The organism is Francisella halioticida (genome assembly GCF_002211785.1).
Classification (GTDB): Bacteria; Pseudomonadota; Gammaproteobacteria; order Francisellales; family Francisellaceae; genus Francisella; species Francisella halioticida.
The window spans coordinates 582,040-608,515 of the sequence record NZ_CP022132.1 but is presented as its reverse complement, the minus strand read 5'-3'; the positions used below and the strand labels follow the sequence as shown (position 1 = coordinate 608,515).

Genomic DNA, 26,476 nt, shown 5'->3' with positions numbered 1-26,476 from the left:
AATTTTAAACGTTTAATTTATTTTATCCACCTAAAAAATATCGGGAGATCACCAAATATGTTTAGCTTTGAAAAAAATAACTTAAAGAGTACTGATAAAGAAATTTTTGATGCTATAGAACTTGAGGTTAAAAGACAACATGAACATGTTGAGCTTATAGCATCAGAGAACTATGCAAGCCCTGCTGTTATGGAAGCTCAGGGGTCTCAACTTACAAATAAATATGCTGAAGGCTATCATGGCAAGAGATACTACGGTGGCTGTGAATTTGTTGATATCGCTGAAAGGTTGGCTATTGAAAGAGCACAGCAACTATTTGGTGTTGATTATGCAAATGTACAGCCTCATTCTGGATCTCAAGCAAATGCTGCTGTCTATAGCGCTGTTCTAAAACCAGGAGATACTGTACTTGGTATGGATCTAGGTGCTGGTGGACATTTAACTCATGGTAGTAAAGTTAATTTCTCTGGTAAAATCTATCATCCTATCCAATATGGCTTAGATGAAGATGGTGATATAGATTACAAACAGGTAGCTAAACTAGCGGAAGAACATAAACCAAAAATGATTATTGCAGGATTCTCCGCATTTTCAGGAATTATTGATTGGAAAAAATTTAGAGAAATTGCTAACTCAATTGATGCCATTTTAATGGCAGATATTGCCCATGTTGCTGGCTTAGTTGCTACTGGGTTATATCCAAATCCATTTCCATATGTAGATGTTGCTACAACTACTACACATAAAACCTTAAGAGGTCCTAGAGGAGGTCTGATACTTTGCAACAATAATCCTGCTTTAGCAAAAAAACTCCAATCTGCTATTTTCCCAGGCATCCAGGGTGGCCCTTTGATGCATGTAATTGCTGCTAAAGCAGTAGCGTTTAAGGAAGCTCTAGAACCTAGTTTTGTAGAATACCAAAAGCAAGTATTAAAAAATGCCAAAGCTCTTGAGAAAGTATTAAAAGAACGTGACATTAATATCATATCAGGTGGTACAAACAATCACTTATTACTTTTAGATATTACAAATACTGAGTTCTCCGGTAAAGAAGCGGAAGCGGCATTAGGTAGAGCAAACATAACTGTGAATAAAAACTCTATACCTAATGATCCTCGCTCTCCTTTTGTGACTAGCGGCTTAAGAATTGGAAGTCCTGCTATTACAACTAGAGGATTTCAAGAAAAAGAATGTGAACTTATTGCTAACCTGCTAGCAGATGTTATCTTTAACTGTGGAAATGAGCAAATAGAAAAAAACACAGCTACTAAAATTTTAGATCTTTGTAATAAATTTCCTGTTTATAAATAAATTTATTAAGCCTTAGACTTTTCATCTACAAGATAATTTTTTCTAGCTATATAGTTATAGACTTTAAAAAAAATTTCATCAAATATAGAAAATCATTAATATTAAAATATATTCTTATGTAACTAATACACTGTGCTTGCTATTACATATAAGCTCAATTAGTTTATATACAAACCCTAATCTATTTTTTAGTAGAAGCTACCCTTTTGCTTAGATATTTATAATAATATCTAATTTTATCTAGTTTAGATTCTTTTTAATCTATTAAATAATATTTCCTAGTGATAGAATTTCCTTGTAAGAATATGTTCTTTGTAATTTAAATAAAACTAGTATAGGAAGGAGATATATATGAAGAAAATAATTATAGTGCTTTCATTACTAATACTATCACTAATAGCATATTCTGCAAATGGAAGCGACTCTCTATGATCTACCCCGTCAATTTGTGACAGTTTACTACTTCATTTTCCATTATATATTCAAATTGATATGGAGTCATATAATTTATTGTAGAATGTCTCCTTTTTGTATTATAGTAAGCTTCAATATATTCAAATATTGATAGTTTAGCTTCTTCTCTAGTTTTATAGCTTTCATCATGTACTAACTCTACTTTTAAAGTTCCAAAGAAACTTTCACAAGCAGCATTATCGTAACAGCATCCTTTAGAGCTCATACTTGATAGTAGCCAGTATTCTTTAATAATGTCTTGATATTGTTTGCTACAGTACTGTGACCCTTTATCAGAGTGTATAATCACACAAAGATACAGCCACCCCTCTTGTGTAGGTACATAAGTTATATTTGTAACCCACCTATGATTTACAGATAAAGCAGTGAAGTTTTGTTCTAATAAATTATCATAAACATGTTTGTTGTGGTTAGAATCTGTAGTTTTCTTATGCTTACGAGCCGCTTTAGCATGTAAACCAAGTAATTTCATACGTTTAGATACTCTAGGTTGAGTAACTTTCCAACCCATATCTTTAAGCTCTTTGTATATCCTAACACTTCCATATCTAGATTTATGTTCATTAAAATAGCATCATCTAGTTCAGCATTGCCTTTTACCTATAGGTTTATGAATCCATCTGTAATATGAAGATGTGCTCACATTCAAAGATTTACATAGTGTTGTTACTGGCATAACTTTATAATGCTCCTTAATAAAGGCGTACCTTACAGATTTTGCTTTGCAAAGTACGCTGCTGCCTTTTTTAGTATTTCACGCTCTGTTTCTGCCTGTTTGAGTTTTTTCTTCAAATCAGTATTTTCAAAAGATAGTTGCTGGTACTGCGTTTTATAATCTATCTTTATTTCTTTCTGAGGGTTTGACATGGCTTTGGATATCCAACTGCAAATGGTTTTATATTTAACCCCTAAGTTATCTGCTATTTCTCGTCTATTTGCATCTGGTTGTAAACATAATTTAACAGCTTCATCTTTAAACTCTTTTGTATATCTCATCTTGTCTCCTTTTCTTAACACCTAAGTGTCCCAAATAGGAGGGTATGATCAGTCAAAAATATTATTCTACTATGATAAGTGATATCAATAAAAAATTTGGTATTAATGGATTAACAACTAACGATATAGAATCTGAGAAAGCTAATAAATACGTAAAAATAAATCTACAAAAAATTATGACTAAAAACTCATAAATTTGTAAACTACAACCATCCAAACCAACGATCGTACCAGCTAGGTTCTTCTGTACCGTCAGGTCTTAGATTCTTTAAGAATTTATTTTTAGGGTAATTCTTCTTAAGAACTTTAATATTTTCTTTAGCCTGATCATATAACCCGAGCTTATTATAAGATCTTATCGTCAATACAAATGCATCTTGAACTACTGTGCTTTGAGGATAGTTTCTTATTACCTCAGCAGCTCTATCGATCGCTGCATTATACGCACCTCTTTTATAATAAAAATGAGCAATATCATCATAATGCTGCGCAATAATATTATTAGTAAAAACCATTCTACGCTTTGCATCTGGAACAAAACCACCAGTAGGATCTAGTAATATAGCTTTTTGAAAATTAGTATATGCATCTTCATAGCCAGTGGGATCGTGATAATTCATGTCATATGGTGCATAAGTTTGTAACAGACCTCTACCATCCTCAAATCCTACCACTCCTATCATATAGTAAACATAACCTTTATACTTACTATACGGATACATTTTGATGAACTGCTTGCCTAATGCTAAAGCCATTGTTGATTCGCCATCCATATAGTATACATAAACTAAGTCAACCATACCTTTTTCAGCTAATGGTGTAAAAGGATACTGTGCAACAAGAGACTTGTACGATCGAATAGCATCAAAATATTTTTCATCCTGCATCTGCTGATGAGCTTTAGCATAAATAAAACTTGCAGTATAGCCTGTATAAACTTGGGGCAATTCAGGATCTTTTTTAGGTCCGCATGAGCTTAATGTCAAAATAACCAGAATAACTGTTATTAAATATAAAAATCTAGTCATTAAATTAACTATCCTTAGAATTTTCTTATATAATCTTTAATAAAATTATTATTTTTTTATAAAAACATACAAAATACATAACATGCCAAATGATACACTATCTAATAAATTTCATCAAAATATTATTCTACAAACCGAAGATGCTGGTAAACGAATAGATATAGCTGTTAATGATTTACTTAATCAATTTTCCCGTTCTCAAATACAAAAATGGATAAAAGAAGGTTCTATAATAGTCAATGGACAAATTACTAAGCCTAAGTATATTGTACTTGGTGATGAACAAGTTGATATTAATATTGAACTTTTACCAACTAATGAATGGTATCCTGAAAATATTGAACTAGATATAGTTTATGAAGATGATGATATTGTAGTAATAAATAAACCTATAAATATGGTCGTACACCCAGGCGCTGGTAATATGTCTGGAACCATATCAAATGCTTTATTGTATCATTATGATAATCAAGACAAGTTACCTCGCGCTGGTATAGTTCATCGTTTAGATAAAGATACATCTGGACTAATGGTAGCTGCTAAAAGTAGTATTGCATACCATAGCTTAGTGCAGCAGTTATCAAATAGGCAAGTATCTCGGAGATATCTGGCTATAGTTGAAGGAGAAATATACTATGATGGGACAATTAATGAGCCAATAGGTCGAGATCCAAATAATCGTACAAAAATAGCCATTAACTACAAAGGTAAAGAAGCTATTACAAATTATATACCCATTGAAGTTTACGATGGATTCACTCTAGTTGAATGTAAACTTGAAACAGGAAGGACTCACCAAATAAGAGTCCACATGAAAAGCATTAAACATCCTTTAGTTGGTGACCAAACATATAACAAATCATCTGTTAAATTAAAAAAAATTGGTATCGAAAATATACAAAGACAAGCTCTACATGCTTATAAATTATCGTTTATTCACCCTACTACAGAAAAAATTGTCAAATTTAAAAGTAAACTACCTGATGATATGCTCAGTCTGAAAACCCAACTTAGAGAAACCATCGGATATTTTGAAGCAGAAGACTATGAATATGATGAATAAACACCACTTTTTAAAATACTTTAGTGTTTCTTTATGTTTAATACTACTTGCAATAGTTTAATCTTTTGAACAAAAAATGAAATATCCTACAAAAAATTTCTTTATAGCATCTAATCAACATCAAAACCTTTAAAAACCAGATTTTTCCAATATTAAAAACTTTGCAGAAAGAAAAACTACTTTTATAAACTATATGCTATCAGCAGTAGAAATGGCTAATAGAGAAATATGCTTAGAAAAAAAACAAATCAAAAACCTTAGAAAAAAAATTATAAGAAAACAAACTCTCAACAAAAAAGAACTACATGTATTAAGTGAATATTTAAAATATTATAAGATAAAAAATGACTCTAATATATCAGTTAAATTTAAACTCCTAAAACCAAAGGTATATACTATTCCAACAAGCTTTGTTCTTGCTCAAGCAATATTAGAAAGTGGCTGGGGAACATCAAGATTTGCTAAAGGCTACAACAATTACTTCGGATTACACTGTTACTCTGAAAATTGTGGAGTAAAAGCCTTTGATGCAAACGTGTATTTAGAAGTCTTTAATAGCGCAAGTGACAGTGTTCTTGGCTACTACCATAGACTCAATACAGGCTCAAAATTTAAAGATTTCAGGATTATAAGGCAAAAAGTAAACAGCCAGCAGTTACCAACCTCCGCACTCTTTGATACTCTTGAAAATTACTCAGAAATAGGCTCACAAGAATATAAACGAAGACTTATTAGTATTATTAAACTAAATAGCTTAATACAATATAATTCTATTAAATATTGTTAATAATCCTAGTATAACTATTGGTATTGGTTAGCTTTTTTAGTATATTTAAGACATTGAGGCTTAAACTATTGTTATATAGCAAATGGATTTGAAAGTAGATAAAGATACTATTTATTTTGAAGGCTTGCTAACCCTTAAGCAAGTTAAGCCAAAGATAATTGATAAAAAAATAGATAAAATAAAAAATAATATAAAACATTTAGATATCTCAAAAATTGAAAGTTTAGATACCGCGGGTGCTTACTTTGTAATCAGGTTAGCCAATACTCTAAACTTAAGCAAAGAACAAATAATAATTAATAACGAAAAAAATAAAAACTTAATTAATATTGTTATTAAAAATTTCCCTTCTCAAAAAGATGAAGAACTTGCTAAACCTAATAACGTAGTCTTCAATAGCATCTATACCCTAGGAAAAAATACAAACAACCTTTTATTAGAAATTAAAGCTAGCATAGGATTTCTTGGGGTAGTATTTTTTGGTTATCTAACTCTTATTCGTAAACCATATAAATCTTTTTTTTCTATCGTATTAGATATTACCTACGATTCAACAATTAAAGCACTAAGTATAGTCATACTTTTATCATTAATTGTAGGACTAGTACTAACTTATTTACCACTTGGTTTAATGCAACAATATGGAACACAGATATTTGTTGTTGATATGTTAGGAGTCTCATCTTTTAGAGAATTTGCTCCTCTATTTACAGCCATCATTATTGCCGGTAGAAGTGGTTCTTCTTTTACATCTGAAATAGGAATTATGAAAGTTAATGAAGAAATAGATGCACTTCAAACAATTGGGGAAGATCCAATGCAACGTTTAGTTTTGCCAAGAATCACAGCACTGGTTATAAGTCTACCTGTACTTACAACTATAGCAATGGTTGCTAATATAGCTGGTGGTATGATTATTATGGATCTAGTTGCAGGAATATCTCCTCTACAGTTTATTGAACGACTATTTACTCATGTTAGTGTTAATCATTTTTACATAGGACTACTTAAGACGCCTTTCTTTGCATTAGTAATTGCAGGAATAGGCTGCCATCAAGGTATTTCTGTAAAAAGAGATTCTCAAAGTGTTGGTAAAGCTACAACTACAAGTGTTGTTCACTCAATTTTTTTAATAATTCTTGTTGATGCAATTTTTGCAGTGGCATTAAATGGAGTTGGATAAGGGAGTATTATAATGAATGAAAGTATTATTCAAGTAAGAAACCTATGTACAAAATTTGGCAAAGAGTGGGTTCATAAAGATTTAAATCTTGATATTCCTCCAGATAGAATAAGTTGTATTATTGGTGCTAGTGGATGTGGTAAAACTACTCTAATTAGAGAAATCCTTATGCTACAACCTATCTACTCTGGTAAAATTTTCTTACTAGGCCAGGAGATATCAAAACTAATTAATAATCCAATTAAACGTAAACAAATTTCTAGCAATATGAGTATGATGTTTCAGCATTGTGCCCTTTTTTCATCTCTAACCAATTTACAGAATGTAATATTTCCCTTGAAACAACACACAAAACTTCCTACAGATATACTTACAGACATAGCTATCATAAAGCTAAAAATGGTTGGTCTTAAAGAGGAAGCTTTTAATAAGTACCCTTCAGAGATAAGTGGTGGGATGTTAAAGAGGGTTGCTTTAGCAAGGACAATTTCTTTAGATCCTAAAGTTGTTTTCCTGGATGAACCACATGCAGGATTAGATCCATCCTCAATAAGGGCAATAGATGAACTTATTTTATATTTAAAAGAAGAACTTAATATATCTGTAGTTATGATCACTCATGATCTAAATACTATTTGGCGTATTGTTGATGATATAATATATATGGATGAGAAAAGAATAATGTTACATGATACTGTTAAATTTGTCTCTCAGCAAACTCAATATGAGAGTATAAGGAACTTTTTTGATCCACATAATGAAGGTAAATATTAGGAGCTTATAATGAATGAAAATAGTATAAAGAACCTTATCGCTGGATTATTTGTAATTTTCATGGTATTTGTGATGGTCTTTATAGGTTTCTTCCTATCAGGAGGATTTAGAAACCAATCTACAACCACTTATATGACTAATTTTTCTAGCATTTCTGGCTTAAATGTTAGTTCATCAGTTTCATATAAAGGATTCGATGTTGGTAAAGTTAGTGATATTTCTATTAATAAAAAAAACCCTAAACTAGTTAGTGTATATATGAAGATAGATAGTAGTATCCCAATGTATAAACAAACAGTTGCAACTTTACAAACTGTAGGCATCACTGGTCAATCAGTAGTAGAACTCTCGTTAGACATTAACAAAAATGATGTAGGCCTAGATCTAATAGATAAACAGAAAGATAAAATAAATATTATTAAGTCCAAACCTTCACAATTTACTAATATTATGAAAAAAGTTGGTGCGATAGCAGATTCTCTAGAACAAATTTCAGCTAAACTTAACAGAATGTTATCTCCAGATAATTTAAATAAATTCAATGAGTTTACAGATAGTATAAATATACTTCTTTATAACCTTAGTAACTCATCTATTTATTTCAATAAAACTCTTATGAATTTTAATGATACAATGACTGAAAGCCAAGAAACCATTGCTCGCTTAAATGATGTTATGCGACTACTTCAGTATGATCCTTCAATTATTGTTAGAGGAGTTGAACATGATAATTAAAAAAAATATTAAAAAATATTTACTGACTAGCTTAATAGTAATTTTACCTTTAAAAATATTTGCTTTTTCCTTAGTTGGCGACCCTGTAAAAGTTCCTAATCAAAAAGAATACATAATTTACAGTAAACAACTTGAAAAAAAATCTCTTCCTAATGTAAAAAATGCAGCTGTTAATACAACTCTACTTGTATACAACATGCAAACCCAAGTGTCAAAATTAACTCAGATGTTTTATGTTGAAAATAATCAACTCCATGATTTCAAAAATAGTTCATGGGCTATTCCAGTATCTAAAATGCTAACAGTAGCTACTTTTGAATATATTTTAGATAATAATATTGTTAGTAATCTAGCATTCCAAAATATTAATATTCGTCAAGATTTTACACTATCAGGTACTACACCATATGGCCCTGTATTGGATTTGGATCATAATCAGTTTTTCTTTTATATAACCTTTTATCTAAAGAATGAGAAAACAGGTAAAGCTGCTATCAAAACGATAAAATACAATCATAGAATTGCAAGTAATGACGTAAATGCTTATAGGTATGCAGAATTAACAAATACAGCTTTAATACATATTTTTACTAAATTAAAACCTTGGTTGATCAAAAATCTTAAAGAACAAAAAACAGATAATAACAAAAGATTAAAGTCTAATTCACCTACTCTATACATGGTTACTAAACAATAAAACTTGCTACTAGGCCTATTAATCCGCCAAGTATTCCACCCCAAACAACAAGCCAGCCTAAATGTTCACGAATAATTCTTTGAACAATTTCTTTTATCATTTGAGAAGTTAACTCATCTAGGCGCATATCTATAAGTTTTTCTATCTTTTCACTAGCTTTTTTTGAAATAGTATCACTATCTATTTTTATGCCATCAACAAATTCTATAATTTTTGCATCTAGCTTTTTTATAAAAGGCTCTCTTAGGCTACCCAAAGCATCTTTACCTCCCAGGAACATTTCTATCATTGAACCATACTTACTAGCTATTAACATCTCCACAAAACTATCAAAAATCTTGTCATAATTAATCTTTGATATTATTGTGTTATTAAGATATTTCTTAATTTCATCATTTGCTAAGAATTTATCTAAATTTTCTGGAGAAAAAAACTGCTCCATAATCATTTTCTTTATAGCTTTTTTAAAACTCTCAAACTTATTTGGAATAATTCCTGAACCATATAGGAATGGAATTTTCTCAAATAACATATATATAGCAACCCAATTAGTTAATGCCCCAGATAGAGCATAAAATCCAATATTTTCTATGTGCCTATCTGTTAGATAATATCCTAGTAATGCTAAAAGCAAAGCTATTAAGTTTGTCATAAGACTTTTATTAAATATTTTCATAATTTTCCTACTTTTTAAGTATTTTTAAATTTATAATAAAGAACAAATATTTTAACAAATTTTAATTATATGAGAACTATTAGAGGTTTTTTTGTTGAAATTTTAGATAACACGAAAAAACTTTCAATATCTGGAGAATATTATAACTACTTTAAAAATGTTCTTAGACTTAAGAAAAACGATATAGTTGAGTTATTTAACAACTTAGATGGTATTCAATATAAAACAAAAATATTAAACATAAATAATAAAAATATCGACCTTGAAGTTGTTTCATCAAAAGAAATAAAAAATGAAAATCCATATAATATAAATTTGTATCAATCATTGATTAAAAACGAAAATTTTGAACTTGTAATTCAAAAAGCTACCGAACTAGGAGTAAACAATATATACCCTATCATTACAGAACACACAAATCATAAGTTTGATAAAAAAGGATTTGATAAAAAAATAGAAAGATGGAACAAGATAGCTATCTCCGCAACAGAGCAATGCGGTCGAGTATTTATTCCTAAAATATATGCTCTTGAAGTTTTACAAGATATAAGTATAAATATGAAAGCTTTAAACTTTGCACTCTGCCCATATTCTGAAACTATCAAAAATCTTGAGTCTCAGATAAAAAGTTCTTGTGAGCTTAATATCTTTATTGGACCTGAAGGTGGTTTTAGTGAAAATGAAATAAACTATTTTAAAGAAAATGATTTTTCTATGATAAATTTAGGTAAAAGAATACTTAAAGCTGAAACAGCACCTATAAATATAATGTCTATAATTAACTTTATCAAACAACCTTTTTAAAGCTGTTTATAATACCCCATGAAATTTTAACAACAATTTTGAGAATTTAGTTCCTAAAGTAGCTAAACTATAAATGAGCAATTTAGGATAAATGTAAATGAGTAATAAGAGAAAAATATATACCGTTGAATTTAAGACTAAAGTTGTCTTGGAAGTATTGGGGAAAGATCAAACAATCACACAGTTATCAGTAAAATATAATATTACGCCCAAAAACATAAATAATTGGAAAACAGCCTTTTTAGAAAATGCTGAGTTGGTAATGGATCCATCCAAATCAGTATCACAATATAAAAAAGACAATGCAAAGCTTCAAACCAAGATAGATCAGTATTCTAAGAAGGTTGGACAACTAACAATTGAGAAGGAATTTCTTGAGGGAAAGCTCGTAAGCTTGGGATTATCTGATAGAAAAGCGATGATTGATCCTAAGCATAAATTATCTGTTGTAAAACAAAGTTGCTTATTAGAAGTTTCTAGAGCTGATTTATATTACAAGCCTGTGGTTAACGAACATAAAGAAGAAGTAAAAGCAAAGCTTATACAGATACATGAGGAGATTCCCTGCTACGGCTATATAAAAGCTCATAAGCAATTAATAGAAGATGAGTTTAGCATCTGTGAGAACACAGTACAAAAGTATCGTAAAGAGTTAGGCATCAAAGCTATATTAGCGGTGAAAAAACCAAACTTAAACTTATCTGAACCTAACAAAGAGCATGCTATTTATAGTTACAAACTAAAAGGTTTAAGCATATTGAGACCTAATCAAGTTTGGTCTACAGATATTACATATATTAAGACTGATGCTGGCACAGTTTATATGGCAGATATTATTGATTGGTACTCTAAGGCTGTACTAAGTTGGGAGATATCCAACACTATGGATAGTAGTTTAGTTATGAAAGTTTTAAATGAAGCTCTGTATAAATATGGAGTACCAGAAATATTTAACACTGATCAAGGTAGCCAGTACACATCTAACATTCATATCCAAACATTATTAGATAAAAAAATTACTATATCTATGGATGGTAAAGGTAGAGCAACTGATAACATTTGCATCGAAAGATTTTGGAGAAGTGCTAAATGTGAGAGATTTTATTTAAATCAATATCCTGGCATTGTTGAACTAAGAAACGATGTGGATGATTATATAGATTTTTATAATAATAGAAGATTTCATGAGTCTATCAATTATAAAAAACCTATGGAATTTTATTACGATAACTTATTGGAAAAACGGGCGGCTTAGATGGGAACTAAATAATTGAAAATATTGTTTAATTTATTGGGGTAGTATAGTTTGATTGTCACAAAAAGTGGAGTTGCTACGGCTTTTCTAACCATTTAAACCAACTAACATGTTAAGCTTATATTTGTTTTCTTTAACTCAGTAATCTTCAGAAACAATCTTCTATCTGTAGGGGCAAAGTATAAATGAACAATGTAAAACCATGGCAAAATAAAAGTATAAAATCATCTAGTCATGCTACTGAAATTATTAATACAAACTTACCAAATATTAAAATTAATACTATTAATTTACTTGGCGAAGGATGGGATAATATTACGTGGATTATTAATGATAACTTGTGTTTTAGATTTCCTAAACATGTGGCAGCCTCAAAATTACTATTAAATGAAATAAATGTACTATCAAAATGTATTAAAATAGAAAACATTAAGGTTCTGATCTACCCCGTCAATTTGGGACAGTTTACTACTTCATTTTCCATTATATATTCAAATTGATATGGAGTCATATAATTTATTGTAGAATGTCTCCTTTTTGTATTATAGTAAGCTTCAATATATTCAAATATTGATAGTTTAGCTTCTTCTCTAGTTTTATAGCTTTCATCATGTACTAACTCTACTTTTAAAGTTCCAAAGAAACTTTCACAAGCAGCATTATCGTAACAGCATCCTTTAGAGCTCATACTTGATAGTAGCCAGTGTTCTTTAATAATGTCTTGATATTGTTTGCTACAAGTACTGTGACCCTTTATCAGAGTGTATAATCACACCACTAGGAAAATTTCTTCTAAATAATGCCATATTTAAAGCATTACAAACTAAATCCTCTTTCATCCTAGAATTCATTGCCCAACCAATAACTGATCTTGAGAATAAATCTATAATCAAACAAAGATACAGCCACCCCTCTTGTGTAGGTACATAAGTTATATCTGTAACCCACCTATGATTTACAGATAAAGCAGTGAAGTTTTGTTCTAATAAATTATCAGAAACATATTTGTTGTGGTTAGAATCTGTAGTTTTCTTATGCTTACGAGCCGCTTTAGCATGTAAACCAAGTAATTTCATACGTTTTTGAGTAACTTTCTAAACTGTCCCTGTTATTCAATACCACTTTATAAAATATTTTTATTCCTTGCTTTTATGCAGCATCTAAAATACCAGAATATACTTCATCAGGAGTCATATATCCAATACTAGAATGTAGTCTTTCATTGTTGTAAATATCAATATATTCTTTGATACCTACTTTAGCCTCTTTCATAGTTATATATGATGCCGGATAAACATTTTCATATTTCAGTGTTCTCCAAAATCTCTCAATTGCAATATTATCTATAGATCTTCCTTTAGCATCCATAGATTTATTTATTTTATTATCAGATATTATTTTAATATGCTCTTTTGCTGTATATTGAGTTCCTTGATCAGAGTTAAAGATATCAGGTTTACCATATTTAAATAACGCTTCTTTTAACACACTAGTTGTTAGATGTGTATCCATAGTATTAGAAATCTTCCAAGCTAGTATTTTCTTGCTATGCCAATCTATTATGGCTGCTAAATATGCATACCCACATTCTAGTCTAATATACGTGATATCAGCACTCCATACCTTATTAGCTTTATCTATAACAACCTGATTCGTCTCATTTTTAAATACATTAAGTAAGTATGGATATTTCTTGTGTTGCTTATTAATGACAGTTCTCTTTTTTTTAGGATACAATGCCTTAATACCCATGAATTCCATAGCACTTTTGATTAGCTTCCTTCCAACTAGAAACCCTAATCTATTTAGCAACTTTACTAGCCTTCTCGTACCATAATATGGATGTTTAGTATGTATCAAATCTATTGCATTTAATAGTCTAATATCATCATTACTACTAAATTTTGATATTGGTGTATAATAGTACACACTCTTAGATACAGATAATAGTTTAAGCTGATTATTTAAAGATAATTCTAGCTTAGTATCTACAGAGTTTACTCTATCATTTGATGATACCAAGCTTTTTAGCTTTCCCATTAAAAAATCCCTCTCTACTATTACCTCGCCTAGTTCTTTACTTGTTGCATCTTTATCTTTTCTAAGCTCATCTATTTCCTGCTTATACTCCTTAACAACAGAGCTTTTATCAAATGCTAAGCAAGCATTAGATAAAAATTTCTGCTTCTAATTATGCACGTTTTTAGGAAGTAAATCATACTTACTTGCTATCTCATTAACTGTCATATCGCCTTCTAGCAATTCTATAATTACTTTAGCTTTAAAATCAGCTGTATACGTTACTCTTTTTTTACTCATTTATCTATTTCCTAATTTATCTAGTTAAGTTTAACATCTAGGAATAAAAATCTTTCTGAAATCAGTAGCTTTTTCTGGGGACATTATACCATTTGATATATCCTGAGAGTAAGCCTCTACTTTATCTCCTAGCTTTGAATTAACAATCTCAATCATTTCTTCAGATAGATCTATACAAGTAACGGATCTTGCACCATGGGAAACAAAATATTCAGCATAAATACCTGAACCACACCCAAGATCAATTACATCCATATCTCTAATGTTAGATATCAATTTTTGCAATGATGGACGTTCAAAATATGCATTATAAATGTTATTTTGTATAGATTCGTCGTACTGCTTTGCATACTTCGTATACATATCTGATTTTATTCTTACTACTTTCCTATTGACCCTAAATGCATTACATTTTATAACCATAACTCGATATAAAATTGATTATAGCAGCTATACTATTAACATAGTTAAAACTTAATCCTACTTCTTTGAAGTAGTAACTTTATTGTTTTTCACACATTTTATCAATTTCTTTATAAACACTTTTGTTTTTACCAAATACGCTAGTCATGAACTATGCACTTTAATACTTTAGCAAAAGAAATGTAGTAACATTAAAACCTAACATCAGTCGTATTAGAGTATATTGCTATTAATGTACAGCTTTTGTGCCCATACTAAATAAATGTATTAATCAAACAGATATTTAATTAAGAACTAATGAGATTTCACATCGATTATATTTAATAATATCTAAGTGCTGAGAACTATTTCTTAGAATATATAATCCAATTTTATTTCAATAACATATTTTTTTGCTAAAATAACTCTTAATAATTAATTTTATTTTTTTATCATGAGTAAGTTTTCTAAAAAGACTTGGTTGTCTAACTATCCTAAAAACACACCTAAAGATATAGAACCAAATGCATATACTCTTTTAGATTTGTATGAAAAAGTTATACTTCAATATCCTTATCGTGATGCTGTATCTTGCCACGATGTGAATCTATCTTTTTCACAACTAGATGATCTAGCAACAAAAGTAGCTAGCTTTCTTCAAAATGATCTAGCTATTGAAAAAGGTGATAGGGTTGCAATAGTTTTACCAAATTGTTTACAGTTTACTGTCTGCTTATTTGCATGTATAAAAATAGGTGCAATATTTGTTAATGTTAATCCACTTTATAAATCTGATGAGTTAGAAGCTATTTTTAACAACTGTAACGCAAGAGCTGCTATTGTAATGGATATGTTTGCTCACCATATTCAAAAAGCAAGAATAAACGTTAACTCTTTAGAAAATATAATTGTCACAAATATTGCTGACTTATATCCATTCCCTAAAAAACAAGTTATAGGATTAGTTTCTAAACATCTAATTAAAGATAAACCTAAATATAATAAGAATTCATTTATACAATTTACAAAGGTTATAAAAGCAGATAAAGGACTATATAAGAAACCAAATATAACCAAAGATAATATATTATGTTTGCAATATTCAAGTGGTACAACAGGTAAGCCTAAAGGTGCAATCCTTACTCATGATAATGTTGCTTCAAACATTCAACAAGTTTGGGCCTGGATACAACATGATATGAATGTGTTCGAGCAAGTTCTTATTACAGCATTGCCTCTCTACCATATATTTTCATTAAGTGCTAACCTTCTATGTTTCTTTTTTGCGGGCGCTAAAAATGTCTTAATACCAAATGCTCGAGATATTAAAGACCTAATAAAGACGATGTCAAAAAATGAGTTTACTATTTTTCATGGATTAAACACTCTTTATATGGCAATGTTAGATCATCCTGACTTTGACAAAATTAATAAAACAAAATACCGTTTTTCTTTAAGTGGTGGAATGCCTATCTCACGCAAAGTATACTTACAATGGCTAGATAGAACTGGAGTAGAGTTAAAAGAAGGATATGGCATGACAGAAATGTCTCCTGCAATATCTTTGAATAAGTTTCATGAATCTGAAGAAGATTACTTTGGAACATGTGGCTACCCTATTCCAAGTACTGAGTTAAGTATTAGAAATATAAAAACTTCTGAAGAAATAGATGAATGTTTTAAAGAGGGAGAAATATGGCTTAAAGGGCCTCAACAATGTCAAGGCTTCTGGAATGATGAGAAGAGTAACAAGCTATACTTTTCTGAAGATGGTTGGCTAAAAACTGGAGATGTTGGCTATATTGATAAAAGAGGTCGCCTAACAATATCTGATAGACTTAAAAATATGATTATTGTATCTGGATTTAATGTATATCCACGAGAAATAGAAATATGTATTCTAAAGCTAAAAGATATCAAAGAGATTGCAGTAACAGGAATTGAATCTAAAACATCTGGAGAAAGAGCAATTGCTTTTGTTTCATTAGAAAAATACTCTAAACTTGCTGAAAAAGATATAATTAATCATTGTAGAGAAAAGTTAGCAAGCTATAAAGTTCCAAAAGCATGTATTTTTGTAAAAACTCTACCAAAAAATAATACTGGTAAAATTGATATCAAAAAACTTAAAAATGATTTTCTATAAGTACTTTAAGCTATGTTAAATATGAGCTATTTTAGATTTATTTATCGATCTTTACTAGAAAAATACTGCTTTGGTGTTTTACCAAATGCTCGACGAAACATTGCTATAAAATTACTTGGTGAAGCATATCCCAAAGAGTCTGAAACTTCATTAACAGATATGTCTTGTGCTAACATATCCAAGCCATGAGCTAATTGAGCTTGTTGCCTCCAACGTGAAAAACTAAGACCTGTTTCAGCTAAAAAAACTCTTCTTAAAGTACGCGATGACATAGCACCAAACGACGCCCATTCTTCTAAACTTTTATTAATTGAAGGATTATCGACTATGGCATCTGCAACTTTTATTAACCTTTGTGACTTTGGCATTGGTAAGTGTAAGGCTTCTTCTGGAGCTCTTCTAATTTCATTACAAATAATAGTTGCTATATATTCTTGTTCCTCGGTTAATATACTTTGCTTCTCCCATTCAGTTGCTCTTAAAGCAAGAGCTCGTAGTACTTGACTCATAGGAATCACACGAGAAGCTTTTGGTAGTGTTTCACATATGTTTGGCAATATGAAAATAATCCAACCACTAACTACACCACTAATACGTATTTTATGTGAAACATTTGGTGGCACCCACCCAGCTCTATTTGAAGGAAGAACCCATGAGCCATTTGGAGTACTAACATGAACAAGCCCTGTTTCAACACAAAAAACTTTTCCCCTAGAATGCTTATGCCAATTAACTTCTCTAACATTAAGTCGAGATTTGTTTTCTGGAGAGTTACTTCCTCTAACTGCTACTATAGAGGGACCATCTAACCACTCACCAAGAGGTAGAATTTCTTTCTCATAATGTTTTTGTCCGTTTTTCAATATTTTTTGTCCATACAATGTTATAGTACCTAGCATAAATTGTGCAATAATTCTAAAATAATTTAAACCTCTAAAAATTTAATTTATTCTCCCTACTTAATAAGTAGTGAGCATTATGTTTTCGTAAAAAAAATAGATAACTCCTTCAAAGCTATGCAGACAAATACAACTAATACAACAGGATTCTGGAGTCAAAAAAGAACTATTGTAGCCTTAGCAATAAGTCTGCTTGCCTTAGCTGAAATTATTGATTTGACTATTGTAGCTGTTGCAATTCCACAGATTATGGGAGCAATTGGAGCAAACGTCCAAACAATAGCCGATATAACTACTATGTACGTAGTTATGGCAGCAATTTTTATATTATTATCTGGTTTGGTGATCGAAAAATATGGTATAAAAAGAGTTGCATTGGCATCGTCCGTAATATTTGGTATATCTTCAATAATGTGTGGTCTATCCACATCTCTAACAGAAATGGTTATATTTAGGGCTTTTCAAGGGATAGGAGGGGCTTTTTTACCATCTGCTGCACAAACTTATATCTCCACAAACTTTAAAAAAGAAGAATATAATAAAATGATGACTGTATATAGTATGGTTATAGTTATGGGACCAATAATAGGTCCGGTTCTTGGTGGTGCTATATGTCAGAACATGTCTTGGGAATGGATATTTTATGTAAATGTACCATTGTGCGTAATTGCTTTTATAATTATATTCTTCATGATGGAAGCAACTAAAATTAAAAAAATTAAAAAAATTAAAATTGACTATATTAGTTTTGGTTTTTTAGCTATAGGAGTAGGATGCTTAGAATTTTTCATAGATAACGGTAATACTAACGGCTGGTTTAGTTCAATTAAAATGATTATTATCTTTGCTATTTCTTTAGTCTCAATTGGCTTTTTTATATGGCGAGGTTTAATATACTCATCCGTAGTAAAATTCAAAATTTTCAATAATGCTAATTTTATTATAGCCTGCTTTCTATGCTTTACATTTGTACTTTTATTTTCTGCAGCTATGGCATACTTACCAACAATGCTACAGCAAGTGTATGGTTATCCTGTTGATTTAGCTGGATATATTACCGTACCAAGAGGTATAGCTGCTGTTTTTGGTGCAGCTTTAACACAAGCATTCTTAGTAAAAAAATTAGGAGTAAGAAAAACTATTAGCTTAGGGATAGCCATTTTTGGTATTTCATGTATAATGCAAGCCAATTTTGCAGCTTCGGTTAATGAGTTTGCTATTATACTAACAACAGCTATTCAAGGTTTAGGAATGATGATGTTTTTTATTCCATTTATGAGCGTATTAGTTATAGGTGTTGCCGATGAAGACATGGGAGATATGTCAGGATCATTCAACTTTTTCAGAAACTTTGGCAGCTCAGTAGGAACAGCTTTTATTGCAACGTTTCTTTCTAGAAATCAACAAATCTCATTTCAAGAATTAGGACAAAACATCTCTTATCTAAACCAAAACTTCCAAACATGGGCTCATAGTTTACCAGGTTCAGAGATAACTGCTATTGCAGTTGCTCAAAAACAAGTTATACATCAAGGTAGCTTATTAAGTTATATTGGATCATTTTATGTAGTGGGAGTACTAAGCTTAATTTTGGCTGTTGTACCATTTCTGTTAAAAGAGCCTCAAAAAGATGCTTCAGCTACAATGATGCATTAAATTATTTTATAAAATAAATAGGATTTAAAATGTCAGATAATAAAGAACAACCTGAAACTTCAGAAAGTAAAAAAGGCTCAAAATTATCACCTAAAAAAATAGCTATTGGTTTAGGTATAATTCTTGCAACAGGTTTAAGTATTTATGGTTATTACACGTATAGTAAAGTATTTCCTAGTACCGATGATGCTTATGTGAATGCAAAGGTTATTAATATATCAGCAAAAGTTGGTGGATACGTTGAAAACGTATATGTAAAAAATAATCAATATGTTCATAAAGGAGATAAGCTAATTCAGATAGACCCTAAAAATTACCAACTTCAAGTTTCTGAAGCCAATTCAAAGGTCATACAAGCAAAAGGTAATCTATTTGTAGCTCAAGAACAAGTAAATGCTGCAAAATCTGACTTAACAAAGACTAAATCATCTCTAGAAACTGCTATAGAAATGGCTGATAGATATATCAAACTATATAAAAATGATGCCGGATCTTTACAGGATGCTCAAAAATATATAAATCAAAAAATACAGGCTGAAAAAGCAAAGGATCAAGCTTCATCATCTTTAAAGCAAGCTTTAATCCAAGTTGAAATAACTAAAGCTCAAGTTGGATCTGCTAAATTAAGTTATGATAACGCAATCCTAAATCTTGGATATACTACCCTTATAGCACCATCTGATGGTTATGTTTCTAATTTAAAAACTTATAAAGGACAGTTAATTGGAGCTGGTATACCATTATTTGGCTTTATTGATAATAAGAAATGGTGGATAGATGCTAACTTTAAAGAAACAGCGCTTGATAGAATCAAACCTGGTCAAAAAGTTAAGATAGAGCTTGATATGTACAACCATACTTACACAGGAGAAGTAAATAGCCTAAGTTATGCAACAGGGTCAGTATTTTCCTTACTTCCTCCAGAAAATGCTACTGGTAACTGGGTAAAAGTTACACAACGATTCCCTATAAAAATAGTTTTAAAAGATAATCATAAATATCCCCTTAGAGTTGGTGCAAGTGCAACCGTTAAAATAGATACATTATAGGTGGCAAACAAATATGATTAAAAAAAATATATTTCGTATAGCTCTAATTGCTAGTGTACTATTAACCTCTAGCTGTAGCTTTTTCAATCCAAAATATGAAAAACCTAAAATAAAAACTCCTGCTCTTTGGAATAGCCAAAGCAAAGCTGCTGGAGAAGTTAGCAAAAACTGGGACTTGACAAAAATTGCTTGGTGGCGAGGCTTTGATGATCCAACATTAAACAACCTTGTAACTACAGCATTAAGGGATAATAATAAGATTCAAGTTGCCATTGGTAATGTTTTACAAGCTCAAGCTGAAGTTAATAAAGCTGACTACGGTTGGTTACCTACAGCAAGTGTCGGTGGTGGAGGCTTTATTGCCCAAACATTTGATACTAACTCTAGTGTAAGTGTTCCAAATGTTAATCCACCAAGTTCAAATCTATTTGGCGGTTCTCTTGCTGGAGTAATTCCAAGTTATACAATTAATATTGTTAGAGAGTTTCAATTAGGTAAAATATCTAGATTTAGTGAAAAATCCCAAAGAACAGCTGTTAATGCAACTCGTTTAACTATCATTACCCAAGTTACAGGAGCATACTTTTCTCTAATAACTGCTAAGGAGCAGTTAAAACTGCAAAATCAACTTATTCATAGGATGCAAACTCTATATTACTATGCTAAACGCCAACATCAGCTAGGAGCAAGCTCTCCTTTAATCCCTGAGATAATTAAACAACAATTAGAAGCTCAAAAAGGAAAAGCTGCTACGATAAAAAATGATATTACTCATTTTAATAATACTCTCAAACTTTTAACAGGTAGAAATCCTGGACAAATTAATACAACAAGAACACTTGATCAAATAAATGCTAATATTAAGAACCCTGTTAATTTGCCATCACAAGTATTAGAAAATCGTCCAGATATCGCTATTGCAGAATATAAGTTAAAAATAGCTAATGGTAATATTGGTCTAGCAAGGTCTCAATTCTTCCCAAGCATTGATTTAACTGGTACATTTGGTAATGCAACATTAGCTTTAGGACAACTTGCTACTTTTAATGCTTGGGCATGGGCCGCTGAAGCTGTTGCAGCAGTGCCAATCTTTAATCTAAGTATTTTAGCTGATAGTGATAAGGCCAAATCTCAATTCTACCAAGCATACTACGATTATATTAATACTCTACAAAAAGCATTTGAAGATACTGATAATGATTTATCACAAAGAACTGCTGATAAGAAAAATTATAATAAACTAATGGTGTCACTAGAATCAACTAAGATGCAAGAACGAATCCTTAAGAAAAAATATCAGCTAGGTGCAATTAGTAAAGCACAATATCTTGGAATTTACCTAAATGTTCTTAACCAACAAATGCAGGCTAATCAAGCTAAATTAAAATCTTTAATTAGTATTTCAAACTTATATCAATCTTTAGGTGCTGGATATAATGTTGATAACTATGATAATCCTCATATGAACAACCCCGCTTTCTCTAAATAAAAAGTTATATTTAAATTAGTGATATAATAGTTCGATAATATAAAATTAATTATAATTTATAATGATTGATTGTGAATTTATACTTAAAAAAGCCGGTAAATTATCTAGGCTTACGGATAAAACATTTCAGTTGGATAATAATATATCAACTGGATTTTATTCAGCAAAATACTTTATAAAAGCTCAAAAGATACTGGAAGATTCTTCTGATATTGTTTTAATACAATTTTTTCAATGTCACAACCAAATTATACTTTGTGGTGTTGATGAATCTTTAGCATTAATTAAAAAATTTGCCTTAAATTACCAAAGTTTAGAAGTAAAAGCTCTTAATGATGGTGATGAAATTTCTGCTTTTGAATCAGTCCTAACTATAAAAGGAAACTATAAAAACTTTGGCTTTCTTGAAGGAATAATTGATGGTATTTTAGCCAGAAGAACAAGCTTGGCTACAAATGCATATAAGTATACAAAACTACTTAAGCAGAACCAAAAAATAATATTTATGGGAGATCGTGAAGATATCTATTTAACCCAACCTGGTGATGGATATGCTGCAAACATAGGAGGAATTACTGAAGTTGCAACTAATGCTATGGGAGCATGGACTGGTCAGCTTGGTATAGGAACAATGCCTCATGCTTTAATACAAAGTTTCAATGGTAATCTAATAAATACCTGTCAAGCATATATAGATACATTTCCTGAAGAGCCTCTTATTGCTTTAGTTGATTATAATAATGATGTTATTACAGATTCTCTAAAAGTAGCTAGGAAATTTACTAATAAGCTTTTGGCAGTTCGAGTAGATACTTCTCCAAATATGATTGATAAATACTTTTTAAGAAATCAAAGTCAAATGAAAGATTCCTGCTATAAAGGAATAAATTCTGAACTTATAAAAGCCCTACGAAAATCTCTCGATGTAGAAGGCTTTCAGCACGTAAAAATTATTGCATCAGGAAACTTCGATTATAATAAAATAAAAAAAAATAATGCTGAGAACACACCTGTTGATATATATGGTATAGGAAGTTCTTTATTAAAAATAAATATTGGCTTTACTGGTGATTGTGTTGAATTAAATAATAATCCCCAATCTAAAGTAGGTAGAAAAAAAATTAACTCTGATAGATTAAATTTAGTTAAATAAATAAAGGAATTAAAATGAGTATTGTTAGAAATTTTATAGTCGATGATTATTCAAATAAAATCGTAAACTGGTTAAAAGAAAGTTGTGCAAGTTATCCTGCTGAAGGCTTTGTAATTGGTATTAGTGGAGGAATAGATTCAGCTGTAGCTGCCTCATTAGCTACCAAAACAAACCTTCCAGTAACAGCTCTAATAATGCCTTCAAAAAATAATCAAGATCAAGATATGCATGATGCAATAGAACTTATTAATAAGTTAAACATTCCTCATCATATAGTTCCTATTCAACCAGTATATGAGACATTTTTAGAGTCTACTCAGGCTTTTACAAACTCTGATAATAATCGCCAACATGTAATAAAAGGTAATGCCCAAGCACGTTTTAGAATGATGTATCTATATACTTATGCTCAACAAAATAATCGAATTGTAATAGGTACAGATAATGCTTGTGAATGGTATATGGGATATTTCACAAAATTTGGTGATGGCGCTGCTGATATTCTTCCTCTGGTTAATCTTAAAAAGTCTCAAGTTTTTGAGCTAGGTAAATATTTAGAAGTTCCGCAAAATATTTTAAATAAAGCTCCTTCAGCTGGGTTATGGCAAGGTCAAACTGATGAAGATGAAATGGGCGCCACATATGCTGAAATTGATGATTTCTTAGATGATAAAAAAGTATCTGAAAAAGCTCTAGAAAGAATAAGCTTTTGGCACAATCGTAGCCATCACAAGAGAAATCTGGCTCTTACGCCAAACTTTAATGAATAATATAATCTAAGCATTAGCTTACCTCTACTATCAACCACGTTAAATGGAATATATCTTCCATGAAAAAACTCTTTGGTAATGAATTTACATCAATCAAAACAGAATTAATTGCAGGCTTATCAACTTTTTTAACAATGATCTACATTATCATTGTTAATACAAAAATATTAAGTCAAACTGGCATGTCTGCCAATGCGATAGTGACAAGTACTGTTGCTTATCTTCAATAGCAATGGGATTATACGCAAAAAACCCATATGCTGTTGCCCCAGCAATGGGGATGAATGTCTTTTTTGCTTATACTATCGTTGATATTTGGCATATCCCTTGGCAAACTGCTTTAGGTACAGTTTTTTGGTCGGGAGTGATTTTTGTATTGCTAGTCATATTTAATATTCGAGCAAAAATTTTAGATGCAATTCCAATGGGAGTGAAAAATGGTATTGGAGCAGGTATTGGTGTTTTTATTGCATTAGTTGGTTTTTTTAATGCAAGGTTTATTGAAAAATCACAATCTTCTCTACTAGAAATTGCTCCTATTTCTGTCCAAACAGGAATCTTTATACTTTGTTTATTTTTACTGATCATTTTAACTTGTAGAAAAATTAAAACAGCAATGCTAATTATGATTTTTGCTGGATGTTTATTATTGCTACCTTTCGGTAGAATACTAGGCACAAATACTGTTATGGAAATTCCTAAACATTTTTTTATAATACCCCATGAAATTTTAACAACAATTTTGAGAATTTAGTTCCTAAAATAGCTAAACTATAAATGAGTGATCATACCCTCCTATTTGGGACACTTAGGTGTTAAGAAAAGGAGACAAGATGAGATATACAAAAGAGTTTAAAGATGAAGCTGTTAAATTATGTTTACAACCAGATGCAAATAGACGAGAAATAGCAGATAATTTAGGGGTTAAATATAAAACCATTTGCAGTTGGATATCCAAAGCCATGTCAAACCCTCAGAAAGAAATAAAGATAGATTATAAAACGCAGTACCAGCAACTATCTTTTGAAAATACTGATTTGAAGAAAAAACTCAAACAGGCAGAAACAGAGCGTGAAATACTAAAAAAGTCAGCAGCGTACTTTGCAAAGCAAAATCTGTAAGGTACGCCTTTATTAAGGAGCATTATAATGGGACTTTTGATGTCTGGGCATTGAATAAATTATAATAATCTCCATGTAAATAATTTTGAAATAGATCATTATATGTCCTTTCCTTTTGGTAATCTTGCCTATACAAATTCATTTAGAGAAGAGTTATATGATAGCTTTGAAACTTATGCTGATACCACATTTGAATTAATAGATGCTTTATCATCATCAAATGCTAAAACTGCTGTTGTATACTACCCCAATAAATTAAACAATATTTTCAATTATTTAGTTCCCATCTAAGCCGCCCGTTTTTCCAATAAGTTATCGTAATAAAATTCCATAGGTTTTTTATAATTGATAGACTCATGAAATCTTCTATTATTATAAAAATCTATATAATCATCCACATCGTTTCTTAGTTCAACAATGCCAGGATATTGATTTAAATAAAATCTCTCACATTTAGCACTTCTCCAAAATCTTTCGATGCAAATGTTATCAGTTGCTCTACCTTTACCATCCATAGATATAGTAATTTTTTTATCTAATAATGTTTGGATATGAATGTTAGATGTGTACTGGCTACCTTGATCAGTGTTAAATATTTCTGGTACTCCATATTTATACAGAGCTTCATTTAAAACTTTCATAACTAAACTACTATCCATAGTGTTGGATATCTCCCAACTTAGTACAGCCTTAGAGTACCAATCAATAATAGCTGCCATATAAACTGTGCCAGCATCAGTCTTAATATATGTAATATCTGTAGACCAAACTTGATTAGGTCTCAATATGCTTAAACCTTTTAGTTTGTAACTATAAATAGCATGCTCTTTGTTAGGTTCAGATAAGTTTAAGTTTGGTTTTTTCACCGCTAATATAGCTTTGATGCCTAACTCTTTACGATACTTTTGTACTGTGTTCTCACAGATGCTAAACTCATCTTCTATTAATTGCTTATGAGCTTTTATATAGCCGTAGCAGGGAATCTCCTCATGTATCTGTATAAGCTTTGCTTTTACTTCTTCTTTATGTTCGTTAACCACAGGCTTGTAATATAAACCAGCTCTAGAAACTTCTAATAAGCAACTTTGTTTTACAACAGATAATTTATGCTTAGGATCAATCATCGCTTTTCTATCAGATAATCCCAAGCTTACGAGCTTTACCTCAAGAAATTCCTTCTCAATTGTTAGTTGTCCAACCTTCTTAGAATACTGATCTATCTTGGTTTGAAGCTTTGCATTGTCTTTTTTATATTGTGATACTGATTTGGATGGATCCATTACCAACTCAGCATTTTCTAAAAAGGCTGTTTTCCAATTATTTATGTTTTTGGGCGTAATATTATATTTTACTGATAACTGTGTGATTGTTTGATCTTTCCCCAATACTTCCAAGACAACTTTAGTCTTAAATTCAACGGTATATATTTTTCTCTTATTACTCATTTACATTTATCCTAAATTGCTCATTTATAGTTTAGCTACTTTAGGAACTAAATTCTCAAAATTGTTGTTACAATTTCATGGGGTATTATATTGAGCTATCTTTATCCCCATTTTTTACTCGACAATATAGCAGCATATCTCAGATACTAAAGATAGAATCACTATCATCGATATTGGGTAAAGTGGGAACAAAATTGATTAATGAAATAAAATTAAACAATTCATCCAACATACATTTTATGCT

The 26,476-nt window shown here is 30.5% G+C and carries 28 protein-coding genes and 2 pseudogenes; 19 read left to right on the top strand and 11 right to left on the bottom strand.

Going from position 1 to position 26,476, the window contains the following annotated elements:
* The first annotated feature begins 57 nt into the window (after positions 1-57).
* Positions 58-1,311, top strand: a complete 1,254-nt coding sequence (glyA, locus tag CDV26_RS03320; RefSeq protein ID WP_088772087.1) for a serine hydroxymethyltransferase — start codon at positions 58-60, stop codon at positions 1,309-1,311.
* A gap of 433 nt (positions 1,312-1,744) precedes the next feature.
* On the opposite strand, the gene CDV26_RS03315 is transcribed toward glyA, so the two are convergent.
* Together CDV26_RS03315 and CDV26_RS03310 are read right to left on the bottom strand one after the other, a co-directional pair.
* Complete coding sequence (locus CDV26_RS03315; RefSeq protein ID WP_088773436.1) at positions 1,745-2,296, bottom strand: IS3 family transposase; 552 nt, start codon at positions 2,294-2,296, stop codon at positions 1,745-1,747.
* Between the two features lie 197 nt (positions 2,297-2,493).
* On the bottom strand, positions 2,494-2,802 hold the full coding sequence (locus CDV26_RS03310) for a transposase (RefSeq protein WP_157671285.1): 309 nt from the start codon (positions 2,800-2,802) through the stop codon (positions 2,494-2,496).
* Positions 2,803-2,825: 23 nt separating this feature from the next.
* On the opposite strand from CDV26_RS03310, the gene CDV26_RS11935 reads away from it, so the two are divergent.
* Positions 2,826-2,975, top strand: a complete 150-nt coding sequence (locus CDV26_RS11935) for a hypothetical protein (protein WP_157671418.1) — start codon at positions 2,826-2,828, stop codon at positions 2,973-2,975.
* A gap of 9 nt (positions 2,976-2,984) precedes the next feature.
* Here CDV26_RS11935 and CDV26_RS03305 read toward each other — a convergent pair whose 3' ends face one another.
* Complete coding sequence (locus tag CDV26_RS03305) at positions 2,985-3,809, bottom strand: outer membrane protein assembly factor BamD (RefSeq protein ID WP_088772086.1); 825 nt, start codon at positions 3,807-3,809, stop codon at positions 2,985-2,987.
* A gap of 82 nt (positions 3,810-3,891) precedes the next feature.
* On the opposite strand from CDV26_RS03305, the gene CDV26_RS03300 reads away from it, so the two are divergent.
* The 6 genes and pseudogenes from CDV26_RS03300 to CDV26_RS03275 all read left to right on the top strand — a co-directional run bounded on the left by CDV26_RS03300 (position 3,892) and on the right by CDV26_RS03275 (position 9,048).
* On the top strand, positions 3,892-4,872 hold the full coding sequence (locus CDV26_RS03300; RefSeq protein ID WP_088772085.1) for an RluA family pseudouridine synthase: 981 nt from the start codon (positions 3,892-3,894) through the stop codon (positions 4,870-4,872).
* A pseudogene (locus CDV26_RS03295) lies at positions 4,862-5,659 on the top strand (glucosaminidase domain-containing protein). The gene CDV26_RS03300 and the pseudogene CDV26_RS03295 overlap by 11 nt, the downstream one beginning before the upstream one ends.
* An 82-nt stretch (positions 5,660-5,741) precedes the next feature.
* Positions 5,742-6,842, top strand: coding sequence for an MlaE family ABC transporter permease (locus tag CDV26_RS03290; RefSeq protein WP_088772084.1), 1,101 nt, complete (start codon positions 5,742-5,744; stop codon positions 6,840-6,842).
* Between the two features lie 12 nt (positions 6,843-6,854).
* Positions 6,855-7,616, top strand: coding sequence for an ABC transporter ATP-binding protein (locus tag CDV26_RS03285; RefSeq protein WP_088772083.1), 762 nt, complete (start codon positions 6,855-6,857; stop codon positions 7,614-7,616).
* A gap of 9 nt (positions 7,617-7,625) precedes the next feature.
* Positions 7,626-8,351, top strand: a complete 726-nt coding sequence (locus tag CDV26_RS03280; RefSeq protein WP_088772082.1) for an MlaD family protein — start codon at positions 7,626-7,628, stop codon at positions 8,349-8,351.
* A 7-nt stretch (positions 8,352-8,358) separates the two neighbouring features.
* Positions 8,359-9,048 (top strand): hypothetical protein, encoded by a 690-nt coding sequence (locus CDV26_RS03275; protein WP_088773435.1) that lies wholly within the window; start codon positions 8,359-8,361, stop codon positions 9,046-9,048.
* Here CDV26_RS03275 and CDV26_RS03270 read toward each other — a convergent pair.
* Positions 9,038-9,724, bottom strand: a complete 687-nt coding sequence (locus CDV26_RS03270) for a DUF445 family protein (protein WP_088772081.1) — start codon at positions 9,722-9,724, stop codon at positions 9,038-9,040. The genes CDV26_RS03275 and CDV26_RS03270 overlap by 11 nt on opposite strands.
* Positions 9,725-9,793: 69 nt before the next feature.
* Here CDV26_RS03270 and CDV26_RS03265 point away from each other — a divergent pair, with 69 nt between their 5' ends.
* Together CDV26_RS03265 and CDV26_RS03260 are read left to right on the top strand one after the other, a co-directional pair.
* On the top strand, positions 9,794-10,528 hold the full coding sequence (locus CDV26_RS03265) for a 16S rRNA (uracil(1498)-N(3))-methyltransferase (RefSeq protein WP_088772080.1): 735 nt from the start codon (positions 9,794-9,796) through the stop codon (positions 10,526-10,528).
* Positions 10,529-10,625: 97 nt separating this feature from the next.
* Entirely contained in the window at positions 10,626-11,783 is a 1,158-nt protein-coding gene (locus CDV26_RS03260) for an IS3 family transposase (RefSeq protein WP_088772079.1), read from the top strand.
* Between the two features lie 442 nt (positions 11,784-12,225).
* Here CDV26_RS03260 and CDV26_RS13930 read toward each other — a convergent pair.
* The 5 genes and pseudogenes from CDV26_RS13930 to CDV26_RS03240 form a co-directional block, all read right to left on the bottom strand.
* Positions 12,226-12,477 (bottom strand): annotated as a pseudogene (locus CDV26_RS13930) (IS3 family transposase); the annotation flags it as partial.
* A gap of 40 nt (positions 12,478-12,517) precedes the next feature.
* Entirely contained in the window at positions 12,518-12,859 is a 342-nt protein-coding gene (locus tag CDV26_RS13925) for a DDE-type integrase/transposase/recombinase (RefSeq protein ID WP_088772078.1), read from the bottom strand.
* A gap of 73 nt (positions 12,860-12,932) precedes the next feature.
* Positions 12,933-13,844 (bottom strand): IS3 family transposase, encoded by a 912-nt coding sequence (locus tag CDV26_RS03245; RefSeq protein WP_245806544.1) that lies wholly within the window; start codon positions 13,842-13,844, stop codon positions 12,933-12,935.
* A gap of 126 nt (positions 13,845-13,970) precedes the next feature.
* Entirely contained in the window at positions 13,971-14,102 is a 132-nt protein-coding gene (locus tag CDV26_RS12400) for a transposase (protein ID WP_169709706.1), read from the bottom strand.
* Positions 14,103-14,132: 30 nt separating this feature from the next.
* Entirely contained in the window at positions 14,133-14,465 is a 333-nt protein-coding gene (locus CDV26_RS03240; RefSeq protein WP_157671416.1) for a methyltransferase domain-containing protein, read from the bottom strand.
* Between the two features lie 493 nt (positions 14,466-14,958).
* On the opposite strand from CDV26_RS03240, the gene CDV26_RS03235 reads away from it, so the two are divergent.
* Positions 14,959-16,650 carry a long-chain-fatty-acid--CoA ligase gene (locus tag CDV26_RS03235; RefSeq protein ID WP_088772075.1) on the top strand — a complete coding sequence of 564 codons (1,692 nt, stop codon included), beginning with the start codon at positions 14,959-14,961 and terminating at the stop codon, positions 16,648-16,650.
* Positions 16,651-16,691: 41 nt separating this feature from the next.
* Here the strand turns inward: CDV26_RS03235 and CDV26_RS03230 are convergent, their stop codons facing one another.
* Positions 16,692-17,513 (bottom strand): AraC family transcriptional regulator, encoded by an 822-nt coding sequence (locus tag CDV26_RS03230; RefSeq protein ID WP_420809890.1) that lies wholly within the window; start codon positions 17,511-17,513, stop codon positions 16,692-16,694.
* A gap of 153 nt (positions 17,514-17,666) precedes the next feature.
* Between CDV26_RS03230 and CDV26_RS03225 the strand changes: the two genes are divergently transcribed.
* From CDV26_RS03225 to CDV26_RS03190, 8 genes are all read left to right on the top strand, one after another.
* Entirely contained in the window at positions 17,667-19,205 is a 1,539-nt protein-coding gene (locus CDV26_RS03225) for an MDR family MFS transporter (RefSeq protein ID WP_088772073.1), read from the top strand.
* A gap of 29 nt (positions 19,206-19,234) precedes the next feature.
* Positions 19,235-20,254, top strand: a complete 1,020-nt coding sequence (locus tag CDV26_RS03220) for an HlyD family secretion protein (protein WP_088772072.1) — start codon at positions 19,235-19,237, stop codon at positions 20,252-20,254.
* Between the two features lie 13 nt (positions 20,255-20,267).
* Positions 20,268-21,743 (top strand): TolC family protein, encoded by a 1,476-nt coding sequence (locus tag CDV26_RS03215; RefSeq protein WP_088772071.1) that lies wholly within the window; start codon positions 20,268-20,270, stop codon positions 21,741-21,743.
* A gap of 61 nt (positions 21,744-21,804) precedes the next feature.
* A complete protein-coding gene (locus CDV26_RS03210) occupies positions 21,805-22,896 on the top strand; it encodes a nicotinate phosphoribosyltransferase (RefSeq protein WP_088772070.1) in 1,092 nt (363 codons plus the stop codon).
* A gap of 14 nt (positions 22,897-22,910) precedes the next feature.
* Positions 22,911-23,666, top strand: coding sequence for an NAD(+) synthase (gene nadE, locus CDV26_RS03205; RefSeq protein ID WP_088772069.1), 756 nt, complete (start codon positions 22,911-22,913; stop codon positions 23,664-23,666).
* A gap of 232 nt (positions 23,667-23,898) precedes the next feature.
* Positions 23,899-24,420, top strand: coding sequence for a solute carrier family 23 protein (locus CDV26_RS03200; RefSeq protein ID WP_088772068.1), 522 nt, complete (start codon positions 23,899-23,901; stop codon positions 24,418-24,420).
* Positions 24,421-24,478: 58 nt separating this feature from the next.
* Complete coding sequence (locus CDV26_RS03195) at positions 24,479-24,787, top strand: transposase (protein ID WP_157671249.1); 309 nt, start codon at positions 24,479-24,481, stop codon at positions 24,785-24,787.
* A 102-nt stretch (positions 24,788-24,889) separates the two neighbouring features.
* A complete protein-coding gene (locus tag CDV26_RS03190) occupies positions 24,890-25,078 on the top strand; it encodes a hypothetical protein (protein WP_088772067.1) in 189 nt (62 codons plus the stop codon).
* Here the strand turns inward: CDV26_RS03190 and CDV26_RS03185 are convergent.
* On the bottom strand, positions 25,075-26,232 hold the full coding sequence (locus CDV26_RS03185; protein WP_088772066.1) for an IS3 family transposase: 1,158 nt from the start codon (positions 26,230-26,232) through the stop codon (positions 25,075-25,077). The genes CDV26_RS03190 and CDV26_RS03185 overlap by 4 nt on opposite strands.
* Positions 26,233-26,476: the final 244 nt, after the last annotated feature.

Bases quoted from the DNA above. Each gene is read 5' to 3' on its own strand.
- glyA (WP_088772087.1), top strand. From the start codon at position 58: ATGTTTAGCTTTGAAAAAAATAACTTAAAGAGTACTGATAAAGAAATT.
- CDV26_RS03315 (WP_088773436.1), bottom strand. From the start codon at position 2,296: ATGGGTTGGAAAGTTACTCAACCTAGAGTATCTAAACGTATGAAATTA.
- CDV26_RS11935 (WP_157671418.1), top strand. From the start codon at position 2,826: ATGATCAGTCAAAAATATTATTCTACTATGATAAGTGATATCAATAAA.
- CDV26_RS03305 (WP_088772086.1), bottom strand. From the start codon at position 3,809: ATGACTAGATTTTTATATTTAATAACAGTTATTCTGGTTATTTTGACA.
- CDV26_RS03300 (WP_088772085.1), top strand. From the start codon at position 3,892: ATGCCAAATGATACACTATCTAATAAATTTCATCAAAATATTATTCTA.
- CDV26_RS03290 (WP_088772084.1), top strand. From the start codon at position 5,742: ATGGATTTGAAAGTAGATAAAGATACTATTTATTTTGAAGGCTTGCTA.
- CDV26_RS03285 (WP_088772083.1), top strand. From the start codon at position 6,855: ATGAATGAAAGTATTATTCAAGTAAGAAACCTATGTACAAAATTTGGC.
- CDV26_RS03280 (WP_088772082.1), top strand. From the start codon at position 7,626: ATGAATGAAAATAGTATAAAGAACCTTATCGCTGGATTATTTGTAATT.
- CDV26_RS03270 (WP_088772081.1), bottom strand. From the start codon at position 9,724: ATGAAAATATTTAATAAAAGTCTTATGACAAACTTAATAGCTTTGCTT.
- CDV26_RS03265 (WP_088772080.1), top strand. From the start codon at position 9,794: ATGAGAACTATTAGAGGTTTTTTTGTTGAAATTTTAGATAACACGAAA.
- CDV26_RS03260 (WP_088772079.1), top strand. From the start codon at position 10,626: ATGAGTAATAAGAGAAAAATATATACCGTTGAATTTAAGACTAAAGTT.
- CDV26_RS13925 (WP_088772078.1), bottom strand. From the start codon at position 12,859: ATGAAATTACTTGGTTTACATGCTAAAGCGGCTCGTAAGCATAAGAAA.
- CDV26_RS12400 (WP_169709706.1), bottom strand. From the start codon at position 14,102: ATGAGTAAAAAAAGAGTAACGTATACAGCTGATTTTAAAGCTAAAGTA.
- CDV26_RS03240 (WP_157671416.1), bottom strand. From the start codon at position 14,465: ATGTATACGAAGTATGCAAAGCAGTACGACGAATCTATACAAAATAAC.
- CDV26_RS03235 (WP_088772075.1), top strand. From the start codon at position 14,959: ATGAGTAAGTTTTCTAAAAAGACTTGGTTGTCTAACTATCCTAAAAAC.
- CDV26_RS03225 (WP_088772073.1), top strand. From the start codon at position 17,667: ATGCAGACAAATACAACTAATACAACAGGATTCTGGAGTCAAAAAAGA.
- CDV26_RS03220 (WP_088772072.1), top strand. From the start codon at position 19,235: ATGTCAGATAATAAAGAACAACCTGAAACTTCAGAAAGTAAAAAAGGC.
- CDV26_RS03215 (WP_088772071.1), top strand. From the start codon at position 20,268: ATGATTAAAAAAAATATATTTCGTATAGCTCTAATTGCTAGTGTACTA.
- CDV26_RS03210 (WP_088772070.1), top strand. From the start codon at position 21,805: ATGATTGATTGTGAATTTATACTTAAAAAAGCCGGTAAATTATCTAGG.
- nadE (WP_088772069.1), top strand. From the start codon at position 22,911: ATGAGTATTGTTAGAAATTTTATAGTCGATGATTATTCAAATAAAATC.
- CDV26_RS03200 (WP_088772068.1), top strand. From the start codon at position 23,899: ATGGGATTATACGCAAAAAACCCATATGCTGTTGCCCCAGCAATGGGG.
- CDV26_RS03190 (WP_088772067.1), top strand. From the start codon at position 24,890: ATGTCCTTTCCTTTTGGTAATCTTGCCTATACAAATTCATTTAGAGAA.
- CDV26_RS03185 (WP_088772066.1), bottom strand. From the start codon at position 26,232: ATGAGTAATAAGAGAAAAATATATACCGTTGAATTTAAGACTAAAGTT.